The sequence below is a fragment of the Methylocapsa sp. D3K7 genome (assembly GCF_029855125.1).
In the GTDB taxonomy this organism is placed as follows: domain Bacteria; phylum Pseudomonadota; class Alphaproteobacteria; order Rhizobiales; family Beijerinckiaceae; genus Methylocapsa.
On record NZ_CP123229.1, the window covers coordinates 3,865,002 to 3,877,621 of the forward strand.

Annotated in this window: 11 protein-coding genes and 3 pseudogenes; 7 read left to right on the plus strand and 7 right to left on the minus strand. The window is 57.1% G+C overall.

All coding sequences use genetic code 11. The features are described 5' to 3' along the window. Window positions 1-127 precede the first annotated feature (127 nt). Complete coding sequence (locus QEV83_RS18150) at window positions 128-400, minus strand: hypothetical protein (RefSeq protein WP_280129054.1); 273 nt, start codon at window positions 398-400, stop codon at window positions 128-130. Between the two features lie 596 nt (window positions 401-996). On the opposite strand from QEV83_RS18150, the pseudogene QEV83_RS18155 reads away from it, so the two are divergent. Both QEV83_RS18155 and QEV83_RS18160 read left to right on the plus strand, forming a co-directional pair. Beyond that, window positions 997-2,735, plus strand: a pseudogene (locus QEV83_RS18155) (ATP-dependent RecD-like DNA helicase); the annotation flags it as partial. Between the two features lie 221 nt (window positions 2,736-2,956). Continuing rightward, complete coding sequence (locus QEV83_RS18160; RefSeq protein ID WP_280129055.1) at window positions 2,957-3,313, plus strand: hypothetical protein; 357 nt, start codon at window positions 2,957-2,959, stop codon at window positions 3,311-3,313. 1,097 nt (window positions 3,314-4,410) lie between these two features. On the opposite strand, the gene QEV83_RS18165 is transcribed toward QEV83_RS18160, so the two are convergent. After that, a complete protein-coding gene (locus QEV83_RS18165) occupies window positions 4,411-4,620 on the minus strand; it encodes a cold-shock protein (protein WP_280129056.1) in 210 nt (69 codons plus the stop codon). Between the two features lie 1,223 nt (window positions 4,621-5,843). On the opposite strand from QEV83_RS18165, the pseudogene groEL reads away from it, so the two are divergent. From groEL to QEV83_RS18180, 3 genes and pseudogenes are all read left to right on the plus strand, one after another. Next, window positions 5,844-6,101: pseudogene (gene groEL / locus QEV83_RS18170) on the plus strand (chaperonin GroEL); the annotation flags it as partial. Between the two features lie 250 nt (window positions 6,102-6,351). Beyond that, window positions 6,352-6,963, plus strand: a complete 612-nt coding sequence (locus QEV83_RS18175; RefSeq protein ID WP_280129057.1) for a hypothetical protein — start codon at window positions 6,352-6,354, stop codon at window positions 6,961-6,963. Between the two features lie 212 nt (window positions 6,964-7,175). After that, complete coding sequence (locus QEV83_RS18180) at window positions 7,176-7,307, plus strand: hypothetical protein (protein ID WP_280129058.1); 132 nt, start codon at window positions 7,176-7,178, stop codon at window positions 7,305-7,307. Between the two features lie 199 nt (window positions 7,308-7,506). Here QEV83_RS18180 and QEV83_RS18185 read toward each other — a convergent pair whose 3' ends face one another. From QEV83_RS18185 to trbB, 3 genes are all read right to left on the minus strand, one after another. After that, window positions 7,507-7,797, minus strand: a complete 291-nt coding sequence (locus tag QEV83_RS18185; protein WP_280129059.1) for a VirB3 family type IV secretion system protein — start codon at window positions 7,795-7,797, stop codon at window positions 7,507-7,509. Further along, window positions 7,797-8,060, minus strand: coding sequence for a TrbC/VirB2 family protein (locus QEV83_RS18190; protein ID WP_280131137.1), 264 nt, complete (start codon window positions 8,058-8,060; stop codon window positions 7,797-7,799). The genes QEV83_RS18185 and QEV83_RS18190 overlap by 1 nt, the downstream gene beginning before the upstream one ends. Before the next feature lie 74 nt (window positions 8,061-8,134). Then, entirely contained in the window at window positions 8,135-9,121 is a 987-nt protein-coding gene (trbB, locus tag QEV83_RS18195; protein WP_280129060.1) for a P-type conjugative transfer ATPase TrbB, read from the minus strand. A gap of 639 nt (window positions 9,122-9,760) precedes the next feature. Here trbB and QEV83_RS18200 point away from each other — a divergent pair. Further along, window positions 9,761-9,929 (plus strand): annotated as a pseudogene (locus tag QEV83_RS18200) (IS110 family transposase); the annotation flags it as partial. Window positions 9,930-9,982: 53 nt separating this feature from the next. On the opposite strand, the gene QEV83_RS18205 reads toward QEV83_RS18200, so the two are convergent. Then, window positions 9,983-10,555: a Spy/CpxP family protein refolding chaperone gene (locus tag QEV83_RS18205; protein ID WP_280129061.1), complete on the minus strand. Its 573-nt coding sequence runs from the start codon at window positions 10,553-10,555 to the stop codon at window positions 9,983-9,985. Window positions 10,556-11,309: 754 nt separating this feature from the next. Next, the gene (locus QEV83_RS18210; RefSeq protein WP_280129062.1) at window positions 11,310-11,771 is read right to left on the minus strand and encodes a cupin domain-containing protein; all 462 of its coding nucleotides are present in this window, start codon (window positions 11,769-11,771) and stop codon (window positions 11,310-11,312) included. Window positions 11,772-11,879: 108 nt separating this feature from the next. On the opposite strand from QEV83_RS18210, the gene QEV83_RS18215 reads away from it, so the two are divergent. Next, window positions 11,880-12,230, plus strand: coding sequence for a metalloregulator ArsR/SmtB family transcription factor (locus QEV83_RS18215; protein ID WP_280129063.1), 351 nt, complete (start codon window positions 11,880-11,882; stop codon window positions 12,228-12,230). Window positions 12,231-12,620 lie beyond the last annotated feature (390 nt).

Sequence of the window (12,620 nt, forward strand, 5' to 3'; positions counted from 1 at the left end):
CTATTTGCAGCGCGATCCGCGACGTGTGCCGAACGTTATGTTGGATGAGCAGCTTGCTCATTCCGCGAGTATCTCGTCGGAATTAATACCTCGACCTCGGTCGCGCCCGCCGGCAACGCGGACGAATTCAATCAATTGCGTGAGATCGATGGGCCACCGTTATGGCAAAAGCACGAGCACTGCCGGAAAAGAACTCCGCTGTGTGGGTAGCGCCTTCTTTGGCAACAACCCCGGCTGATTCAGATAAGATTCTCTTGCCATGCGCATTCGTGATGACAAAAAACTTGAATCGATGGCCCTCTGCCGTATGGCACACCTCAATTTCATTGCGGGCTCGTGAGAGCACCTCGAATGCATGAGCTGACATGGTTGCCTCAGAAAACAAGAGAAATAATACCATTTTTTTTGTTCTGTCGGGTCTTTTACTTTGGGCACGATAGGGAGCGGTGCGGCGATTGGCGCCGTGGTGCTGAGGCTAAGCGGGCACCGTGCCTGCTTCCAGGTAACCCCGCATGAAAACGGTGCGGAAAAATCGCTCCCATGACAACGCCGCCTCCCACCGCACGAAAAAGGGGCTGTTCAGAATTCATGGCCGATCAAAAACACTACTCGCTCATTCATGGAATTCCCATCCTACTATAAGAGCGTCTTCGCTATTCGCATCGGCTGAACCGCTTTCTCGGGACACAACTCCAGAAGTTAGAGGCATTTCGTGGACATCCTGTCGATCGGTCTTGGGCTGAACCCCAATCACTCGAACTCCCGAAGCGAATGATCGGCGTCCGCGCCGGGGGTTCACCTACGCACCTCGACTGCATCGGCAGCGTCCAGGGCGTGCTACGGGGAGAGGGATATAGATTGGAGCCTGGCATGCGGCTGAATGCTCTGGACTGGCTCAATTTCTTCCTCGCCGATGTGCGTGGGGGGCTCTCGGGGCCTATGTGAAAGTCTTCCTGCTCACAAAGGTGCATTGGAGCCAGGCCGCGATCGGCGCCGTACTCTCGACCAGTGGCCTCATCGGCATCATGGCGCATCTACAAGACCTACGGTGCGGACGCCGTGCAGGTCATGGCGGAGGACCCCTATCGCCTCGCGCGCGACATCCGCGGCATTGGCTTCAAGACCGCCGACGCGATCGCCACGAAGCTTGGGATCGAAAAAACGGCGATGATCCGGGTTCGCGCCGGTATCGCCTATGCGCTAACCGAGGCCATGGACGAAGGCCATTGCGGCTTGCCGACGGAGGAGCTGGGGCCGCTTGCCGAGAAGCTGCTTGAGGTCCCGCCGGAGCTGATCGGCACCGCGCTTGGTCTGGAACTGACCGAGGGCACGGTCATCGCCGACAGTGTCGACGAAACGCGCTGTGCGTTTCTGGCAGGTCTGCATCGGGCGGAGCGCGCCATCGCCGACCGGCTGATGCGGCTTGCGAATGGCAGGCTGCCCTGGCCCTGGATCGATCCGGACAAGGCCTTGCCGTGGGTCGAGGAACGTTTGGGCTTGCCCTCGCCGAAAGCCAGGTAGTCGCAATCCGGCTCGCACTGATATCTAAAGTGCTGGTCATGACCGGCGGTCCCGGCGTCGGCAAGACCACCATCGTCAAGGCCATTCTGCGCATATTCGCAGCGAAGGGAGTGAGGCTACTGCTCTGCGCGTCGACCGGTCGCGCCGCCAAGCGTATGACGGAGGCGACCGGCTTCGAGGCCAAGACCATCCACCGGCTGTTGGAAGTCGACCCCAAGAGTGGCGGCTTCAAACGCGGCGACGATAACCCACTCGACTGCGACCTCCTGGTTGTTGACGAGACCTCCATGGTAGACGTCCTGCTGATGCAGGCGCTCATGAAGGCCATGCCGGACAAGGCCGCCCTGTTAATCGTGGGCGACATCGACCAACTTCCTTCGGTCGGGCCAGGCCAAGTTCTGGCCGACATGATCTCATCCGGCGCTTTGCCAGTGGTACGACTCACCGAAGTGTTCCGGCAGGCCGCGCAGAGCCGCATCATCACCAGCGCCCATCGCATCAACCAGGGCTTTATTCCCGATCTCAGCGCGCCCGGAGCCAAGAGTGACTTCTACTTCGTGCCGGCAGACGACCCCGAAACGGCCGTGCCGCGCATCATCGAGCTGGTCAAGACAAGGATCCCCACGCGCTTCGGCCTCGATCCCATTCGCGACATCCAGGTTCTGTGCCCCATGAACCGGGGCGGCATCGGTGCACGCTCGCTCAATATCGAACTGCAGGCGGCGCTGAACCCCGCCGGAGAGCGCAAGGTCGAGAGGTTTGGTTGGACCTTTGCGCCCGGTGACAAGGTCATGCAGATCGAGAACAACTACGACAAGGAGGTCTATAACGGGGACATCGGCTACATCGACGAAGTTGATCCCTGTGCAGGCGAGCTCACCGCCAGCTTTGACGGCCGCATCATCACCTACGGATTTGGCGTACTCGACACGCTGGTGCTGGCCTACGCTACGACCATCCACAAAAGCCAGGGCTCGGAATATCCGGCGGTGGTGATCCCGGTCATGACGCAGCACTACACCATGCTACAGCGAAACCTACTCTATACAGGCGTCACGCGGGGCAAGAAGCTGGTCGTGCTGGTCGGTCAGAAAAAGGCTGTCGCCATCGCGGTTCGCAATGTGTCGGGTCGACGGCGCTGGTCGAAGTTGAGTGAATGGCTGTCGGCGCCGATAAGAGAGCGGGCGGACCATGAATGTATACAAAGCGCATAACATTTGGATCGAGCAGCGTGAGGCGACTCAAACGATCGAGGCGCGCTTCGGGCTCATGGCGGCCTTCGATTATGTTGTCGGTGCAAGTTGATGAATGTCGCCCGTGCTGCCGCCAGACATCCCGGCTTCTCACGTGATTGTTCCGCCATTGGGAACTTCGGACAAAGCACAGACGTTCTCACCAATGGGCTTTGAAACGCTGATTTTTAGAGGTTCAAACCATGCACACGATCGGGAAAGCGACAACCGCTATCCTGGCAGCGGTCTTCGCGATTGCCATGACAACTTTTTCCAGCCTTTCCGCAAGCGACTTCGAAGGAGTGTGGAAGGTGAAGGACACGGCCGGGCAGACCTTCGAAATCACGCTTTCGAGCGGCGGGGTAGCTAAGGCGAGCCGTGGCGAGGGAATGGTCGGTACTTGGAAAGAGGAGGGCAATACAGCCGTGATCACGTGGAACACGGGCTGGACCACGAAGATTGCGAAAGAGCGCGATCAATACAAGAAAACTGCCTATGGGAAAGGCCAGCCGCTGGACGGTCCCCCGACCAATAGCACGGACGCGCAAAAGGTAAAGTAACCGCGCCCCGGCTACCACACTTGCGGGATGCTACTGGCAGATGAATTCGTCCGGCAATGTCACATTGGCCAAGAGTGGGCGATTTCCGAGCCGATTTTGATCGGCGACAAGTGTCCTAAGGCATTGAACTATCGACATGCGGGGTGAGACCGGCCCACTTGATTGACAAGTATACCCACGAACGTGTCAAAGCCTGACAGAGCCATCAGATCAATAGGCTTTTTCGCCGAAGCTGCCGCTCGTATTCCCGGCTTATCGAACACCATCAACTTGAAGACGAAGGCCTTTATGTCGCGGGTAAGCGTGAGACCGCAAGCTCTACCAATCGCATCTCGCGGCGGCGGTGAATTTCGGGCAGATCCTCGAATAAGAGCCACGAGCACGCCATTCACATGCATCGGCTTACGCCGCGACCTGCGATGTAATGATCGATCCCTATTTGGTCGAATATGGAATCGGCAGTTCTTTCAGCATGGCTTGCATCGGAGGAAGATCGGCCGATCGCTAAGACGGCCAATCCGCAATTCTGTGCGACATGGGGAGTAACCCCCGCGTTTCAGGTCCACCAAGTGCATGATGCTCGCCCGTCGCAAAGCCAAGCGCGCAAGGACGTCTCTAGACGAGGTCGCATTGTAGCGCAAAATTTTAGCGTGCATTGCCTTGCTCCTTCTTCAGATGCCCCAAATTTTTGCCAAGCATGGGTCCCAACGAGCTTCGGAACCAGCGCAACGACTATCTGTAGGGAAGGCTATTAGATGTAGGTTGCCTCATGCATTAGGGCAAGGGGCGCGTCAGTCGAAAGGCTTGTTCGGCTCGCTTGCTCGAAATGCAGCCGGAGGCGATTTTTGAAGCGCTTCTGCCCCTCGTCCTCGCCGATATCATGGGCGGGACGGGCTTTGACACGTTAACAGTTATTGCTTGTCAATAGTGGCGGTGAGCCTTCACTGCCGCAAGCAAAATCAAGCGCTTGCGTTCCACGCTGCCAACCTGAAACGGCTTCAAAAACGTATACTAAGCTGATGTGTCAATGCCGCGTGCTTCTATTTGGCAACATGACAACGCCCTCTGGCGGCCACGGCTGTTCCTATCGTAGGAACTTAGAGAGCCTTTATGTTGACGGCAGAGGTCTTTCCCTTCTTTGGATCGCGCTCTTCGTCAAACGACACCTTTTGCCCCTCATTCAAGCTACTCAGACCAGCACGCTCGACGGCGCTTATGTGAACGAAAATGTCGGTGCCACCACTCTCCGGCTGAATAAACCCGAAACCCTTGGTAGGGTTGAACCATTTCACGGTGCCATTTGGCATCTGTATCTCCAATTGTGAGGGTAGCACTGTTGCGCGCGTCAAGCGCCGAACAAACGATGTGCTTGCCCTACCAAAATGATTAATGATTTAGGCTACATTGGGGTTAGACATCAAGCTTGAATCCATCAAGTGCCGGCGGCACGTAGCCCAGTTCGTCGACAATCAGCAGTTTGACTGTGTTGCGGTGCTTTTACAGCGCCCGCAGGCGACGTTCGTCGCGCGCTTCATGAATTCGTGCGCCCTCGTGAAGGCGGCACTGTGGCCCCTCTGGCAGGTCGCTAGCTCCAATGCCAGGGCGACGGTGGTTTTTGCCCGTCCCAGACGGGCCGAGTAAAATGCAGGGCGTCGGGCAGAACTCTGTGGCGTGCATCGTTCCTCCGTGCAAGGGAGCCGTGCTCGGATCAGTTGCAAGGACAGCGCCGACCCGGCGGGACTTGCACATTCGTTCGATCAAACAACATTGGCGTATGAATTGGCAGAAAACATCCGGCTATAATCAGCGTTCGAATGTCGAAGCGGCAATCGGCCGCTACAAACGCTTGATTGGGGACGCATTGCGTTTACGTGAAGATGCACGTCGGCGGTCAAGGCGCTTAACCGAATGTTGGAACTCAGACGTCCAATCCGCGTGCGCGTCGCCTAATATTCGTTGCACGGGGGCAATCCTCACTCGCGAGCATCGCATGCAACAAAGCCGCAAGCAGGAGCCCCTTACCTCAGTGTTGCGGGGGGGCCGGCCAGCGGGTGGGCGCCGATGGAAGCCAACTTGGGCAACGGGGTTGAGCGGAATGGGATGGAATTAATTTTTGGATCTCGATTTCAATACGCGCGATTTCTCCAAGTTCAAACGCGCCATTCACTATGATTCCGTAGAGGGCAATCGTATTCGTCCGGTGTTCTCCCGCCGATCCAACCCTCAAACTATTATCCGTGCACATGGGGCTGCTCTCCGCCTTGAATTATAGGTCGTCGGCCTCAAAGGTTCAAATGATTTCATAAGCCGACGCGCGCCATAGCCTCAGTCAAGGACCCTGCGAGCCTACCCAACCGACACGCTGACGTTGAGCATGTCGGTTGGTTAGGCTTGCATCGTTAAACCGGCCGATTGGCGCTTTGACGTCGGCTGTGTTCCAGGTTCGTAATTCGGCCCGCGAACATAGACCAAGATAGACGCCCTAAATCTCCCGTCGCCGTGGTAAACTTCGCGCAACGCCGAGAGCAGTCTCTCGATCCTGACCGCCGGTCAGCTGATTTCGGAAGAACTCGGCATCAAGCTTGAGAACGTGACTCCGCAGATGCTCGGCCGGGCCAAGCGGGTGCATATCGACAAGGAAACGACCACGATCATCGACGGCGCCGGTGAAAAGAAGGATATCGAAGCGCGCATTGCCAAGATCAAGGCGCAGATCGACGAGACGACCTCCGATTACGACTGTGAAAAGCTACAGGAACGGCTGGCCAAGCTCGCCGGCGGCGTCGCTGGCGTGGCCACATTGCTCGTGATTGAGCCCAGATGGATCATCGTGCTACGAAGCCACAAAGACCGAAACGCGACGAATCCGGACTTCACGCGTTAACATCACGCGTTAACATTCTGACTCCTTTTGTTCTTACAAAATCTGGCGACGCCCGAGCCAATCAATGACTGGTCACTGACGAGTCTAAAGGAGAACACGGAGGAGCCGCTCTCTTGCGCCCGGGGCAACTAACTCGCTTAAAGGATGGAGTGCTATGAAAACATCAACAATGTGTTTTTTGTCCGTTCCAATGCTTGTCGCGGGGTCTATCGCGCTATCTGGATGCGGTCGAAGTTCTAGCAATCTTACCAATATATCATATCAACAGGTCGGCATATGCAAAGGCTATGAAACGCCAGCTGGCCCTATAACCGCAGCGGCAGACGAAGGCTTTGCTGTCTTCAAAATCGAATCAGTGGACAATACAAAATATGGCAGCAGCTTCTCTTTAACGCCGGAGCGACTTTATGTGAACCAATCCACTCCTGCACAAGCGGAAGGACAGGTATCGAATTGGAATCGCCGCTTTGTGCATCCAGATCCGAGATTCGCACAGACCATGGGCTTTACGAGCATTCCGCAAACCACTATCCCGGCGGGCAAAAAACTCGACATCAATAGTGTTGTTATCATTCCCATTGGCATTAACAACCCAAGCGGTGGGACTGAAGCCAATCGGTTCAGTTTCGAGCTTGCGTATGATTCCGGCACTGACGAGCGTGGCAACCAACAAAACGTAAATGAAGGTATAGTCTTCACCAAAACAAACCCACCCGACATGAAGTGGTTGGTGGTCGAAAATTGCAAAGAACTGTCGTTCAAATAGCCGTCGCCGAAAAGGCGAAAAACATTCTTGATGTAGGCCAACTTAACCGGACGCTTGCATACTAGGCGTCGTGAGTCGGCCTGCACGCGTGGTCACAAGGCTTCCCAGGCCAAGTGACCAATAAAGCCAAGACCAACGCTCCGCATCCGACACCGCAACGTCGAAGGATATTCATAAGCGTGCTAAACACGTTTTTTTTCCTTTGATAGTTCATGCCTACCGGTAAGCGGCTGATGGCGAGGGAGAAAGAATGGGACACGCGGCTTACGCAATCGATCGACGAAGCGACGGCGTTGCAAAGGCCGCTACGTGAGAAGAGCGATCGGCCGCAGGTCGCCGAATAACGGCGGCATCGAGTGCATCGCGGAGAATAGCGGCGGCGCGCTGGCGTCAGGCTCGCGAAACTCTTTCCGGCGCGCCTGCCTTAAAGTTACTCTCTCCCTGGCGCTGCGATGCTGACTCCAGTCAGGTCGCACATCAATGTGTCCGGCGTCAGCGCCTCTGAGACAAATTTAACGGGTTGAGGAAGAGAGGGTTTCTGGCTCATCGTAGGCTTTCAAGGAGCGAAGATGAGACAGAAAACCGGGCCGGCGAAAGCACCGGCGGAACAGGTCGTGAAGGAGATCCGGCGCGCGACGCGGCGGCATGTCCGATCGCCCAAATGACGAGACCAGGGATCCAGAGCCGCAGGCCAAGCCCAACGGCTGCGGCCAGCGTGCCATTGGCGATGGCGACCGCGCGCGGCGCTCCGCCGAGCAGGATCGGATCGGTCAACGCCCGATGAACCGGCGCGTCGAATCCCGCCACGGATTCGTGCGACAAGATTCCGCCCATCAGACAAGCACCCCGCCGCCGAACGAAAAGAACGTCAGGAAAAAGCTCGAAGCGGCGAAGGCGATCGACAGGCCGAAAATGATCTGGATGAGCCGGCGGAAGCCACCCGACGTGTCGCCGAAGGCGAGTGTCAGGCCGGTCGTAATGATGATGATCACCGCGATGATTTTCGCGACCGGGCCTTCGACCGATTGAAGCACCTGCTGCAGCGGCTGCTCCCAGGGCATGTTCGATCCGGCGGCATGCGCCGAGCCTGTCGCCATCAAAGGCAACGAGACGGACAGCAGCGTGGTGAAGATGATTTGGGTACAGTCGCGAAGTGATAGGAAAGGTTTGTTCATGCGGGATCTCCAAGGAAAGTGGATTTGGCTAGCGTGGCGAGGCGATAGTCGCCGCGCTTATCGAGGCCGTCGACGGCGGCGAGCTCGACGAGCCGGCGTTGGGCGCCGCGTCCGGCCTGGACCGCAATGACGTTGATCGTTTCGGCGATCAGCGCGCGGGGAACGGTGACCACGGCTTCCTGGATGAGCTGTTCGAGGCGCCGCAGCGCGCCCAGCGCGGACCCCGCGTGGATCGTGCCGATCCCCCCGGGGTGCCCGGTGCCCCAGGCTTTCAGAAGATCCAGCGCTTCGGCCCCGCGCACTTCGCCGATCGGGATGCGGTCCGGACGCAGGCGCAAGGAGGAGCGAACAAGATCCGAAAGCGACGCGACGCCGTCCTTAGTGCGAAGCGCCACAAGGTTCAATGCTTGGCATTGAAGCTCGCGCGTGTCCTCGATCAAGATCACGCGGTCGGAGGTCTTCGCCACTTCGGCGAGCAATGCATTGACGAGCGTTGTCTTACCGGTGGACGTCCCACCGGCGACGAGTACATTGCGGCGGTTCTCGACCGCGAGCCGCAAGACGTTCGCTTGATCGGGCGACATGATTCCGGCGGCGACGTAATCGTCGAGCGTGAAGATGGCGACCGCCGGCTTGCGGATGGCAAAGGCAGGCGCCGCGACGATCGGCGGAAGCAGGCCTTCAAAGCGCTCGCCTGTTTCGGGCAGTTCGGCCGAAACACGTGGGCTACTGGGATGAACCTCCGCGCCAACATGATGCGCGACGAGGCGGATGATTCGCTCTCCATCGGCCGGCGCCAACCATGCGCCCGTGTCCGCCAGCCCATCGGTCAGCCGGTCGATCCAGATACGTCCATCCGGATTGAGCATGACCTCGATGACGCCAGGTTCTTCAAGCCAGGCCGCAATCGCCGGCCCGAGCGCGGTGCGCAGCATGCGGGCGCCACGCAAAACCGCTTCTGACAGGAGAGAAAATGCCCCCATGACTGCCCCCGCGTGTCACGGGCGCCAGATGCAGCCCATGAACGGGGATGATTAGAAAGGGCAGGGCCACAGGCTATGCAACAAGCTTGAGAGGGTCGTAGGGCTCTGGCGTGGAAAGACAGGCGATCGGCGAAATGGGCACGCGTAGCTACGAGCAGGATCGCGTTCCCGCCTTGGCAGGTTATGCGACCGGAAAAACAGTACGGTCGTTTGTGGTCTCCAGGACGTCTCGGCAACTTCAACCGCTATGCGGTCCGCACCTCATGACCTACATGTACGAAGGCCCAGCCCGGCCAGCAGCATTGGATTCGAAAGGCGATGAAAGAGTCCTATGATGCGATTTCTGGGTGATCCATTCGTGGAGCACCCAGAAATCCTCAATCTAGCGCCGCGTTTGAGCGAATACGAAATCTAAGATCAAGACGTGGTCAAACGGACTTTGCATGAATTGGCCTCGGCCAAGTCCTGCGTGGTTGGCTCGCGTATTCCGCGGTGCCAATGAGTGCGGCAGCGATCACAGCGATGCGGCCCTTGCCGGCGAAGACACCGAGAAACTGGTGACGTTGATGCTGATAGGCTGCGCGATCGACTGATCTGCAATCGGACGCGGCTGGCCAAAGCGATCTGCGGCTATGCAGCCGAATTCGCGTCATCACACTCGCCGGTGACGAAACCTTGCGCAGCGTTCTGGTGGTCGGATCCACTCCTCATCCAGCAGATATGACTTGGTCGAGCCGCTGTCTCCCTCTGCCTTGTCGAACTGCTCAAACGTAAGCCGCCAAAGCTCTCTGCCGTGGCGCTGGCAAACACGGGTGGAGATTAACCAAGAGCGGCGCGCCTCGATGTGCGCCCGCTGGTTCGTCACATCAGGCCCATGGGGCCGATCTTCAGATCGTCTGCGATCTTTTTCTGTTCGTCGCTGAACGACGCATAAAGCGGATCGAGCGCCGCCTTGATTGCCTGCAGGTTCGTAACATGCGCGGCGGCCATTTTGGCGTGGTGGTCGAGTTTTTCGGGAAGGGGGAGCATAACACCGGATTGCATATGTTTGTGCATCATATCCATCGACTCTTCCATGGACTTCGCGGACGCGAGAAGAGCGTCGGAGAATTTGGTCCATGCCGGCATTTGAGATTCGGTGATTTTCAGCTCGGTGTTGAGAGATGCGATCCGATCTCCGGCATGCGACATCTTCTCATGCATCATCGACATCATATGCTGCATGTGTTCCATGCCGCCGCCCATCATGTCGCAGCCCTTCATCATGTCGTCGCCTTTCATCATGGCGCCGCCCTGCATGCCGTCGCCCATGTTTCCCCCTTTCATCTCGCCTCCCATCATGGGGGCGTTCTGGGCAGACACAGCGAACGGCGCGAACACCAATACGGCCGCGACGGAAAGAGCGGACAACGGACGTGTGACTTGAACTTTCATGACCAGACTCCTCAGTTTCATCCACGTGGGGATTCAACTTCGACATCCCTGCTAAGGTTCCAGCCTGGTCATACTAGAACGTATTTTGATTACGTGGACCTAATTGCGAAAGTAGTTGAAGCATTCTTCGCGAGAAAAGTCATCGAGGGAAATTCCGATTGTGTCCCAGAATGCATCGACGGTTCGGCGTGCCATTTTGGGCAATGTGCTTTTGAGCTTGGCGGAGACCTATTCGATAGGATCGAGGTCCGGGCCATAAGCTGGCAGGAAGCTCACTGCTGCACCCGCGGCTTCTATAACTTTCCGAACGCCGATGCGTTTATGGGATCCGAATTTGTCCATCAGCACAATTTTTCTGGGCGACTTTCCAGAATGAGCGCCTTATTCAGTGAGGACTGGGCGACGAAGTCGAACGGATCTGAAAGCGACGTTCGTCGTATCTGAACGTAGTGCCTGTCGCGTTCTGGGTCAGAATCGATCATCGCAGCGCAAGATTGCCACGAAGCCCGATGACGAAACAGCTTTGACTGCCGACATCACCGCAACCCAGGTCGCCACGGTTCGGCAAGAGGCCGTCAGGTTAGTGCCAATGTGTCTAAACATCAACGCCTCAGTTCGCTCATCACCGACGAACATCGATTCGAAAATCGCCTACTCTTGGCTCAATTTAACACGCCTCCAGCGGACAACCTGGCCGCAATCACGTAGCACGAGGCCGCCGTTGCTGTAGGCAATCGCGCCACCTCGAGGCGGCCTAACGGTGGTCCTCCGGCGCATCGTGATGCGGTCCCGGGGGCTCGGTCTTGACCATATTGGATTGTCCCTCTTCGGAGTGGTCAATGAACAGAACTTTAGCAGGCGTCGAGCCGGCATTCATGCCGTGATGCCTAGTTCCGAACGCCTCGACGAAAATAGTTCCGGCCGGGAATTCCCGCCGGGTTCCATTCTCCAACTCGATCGTCAGCGTGCCGTCGATCACATAGACATAGCGGATATTCGGATGTTCGTGCCACCCAACGTCGACGCCCGGCGGGATCTCCACCAACGTGACGGCGACTTGCGGGTTGTTCCCCGGATATTCTAGCTTCTGGCCGGTAATCGTTGTGGTCGTCTTCAGCAACGTGGTCGCCTTCACCGTAGGTTGCTGCTGAGCGCAGATGGTCGTGGCACCCAGAAAAAGGAAAATGAACCCACCAAGCGGCAACTGCATTCTCATCGGAGTCTCCCCAAACTCAAATTTCATGGAAGAATACCATACCACCAGAAAGAACGAATAATATTAAAGGTGGTGTCACGTTCGGTCCCAAGTGTCGTAGGACATAAAATGACGATCAAGCAGCGCAAGCTCTGCAAAGTTTCGGCAGACATCGAGTGGATGGTTGCGCGGGCGAAGCAAGCGACCGGATTCCTCAAGGCGCTATCGCATGAATCTCGTCTCTTGATTCTTTGCCTCCTATCTGAAGGTGAGAAATCTGTGACCAATCTCGAAGAGCTTCTTGCACTGCGGCAGTCGACCGTCTCGCAGCAGCTCGCCCGCCTTCGTCTCGACGGTCTCGTCAAGACGAAGCGTGACGGAAAGACGATCTATTACAATCTGGCGAATGAAGATGTACGGACGGTTCTCGCGGCAATCTATGAGGTGTTCGGCAAAAAGCCAAAGCGCGGTGCGCGCTGAAAAACGCTTGACCGTTCGGCCACTGCGTGACGCCGGTCATGTGCCCGCGCCAGTGCCTCAAAGGCATTACTGGCGATGTCTTCCTCCGTCGCCATATCAGCCAAGCCCCAACCCCACGGATGAACCAGACCTGTAGCTAGATCCATACCAGTTTAAGATGTCGTAGTTCGCGGCTTGCAGGAGAAATGCTATGCAAAACCACAACGCTCCCGTTAACGAATTCCTCAGTAGGTCTGGCGAGGTAGTCCGCGATGGCCTTCGCATTTGCATCACTCATCGGCGCGGATCCGGCGCAGGTTCAAGGAGAAAGCGTAGCTGGCGTGAACCATTGTCAGTGTGCGCATGATATAAATATTCATTATGATTGAAATAATGAAAAATGATTTTCTC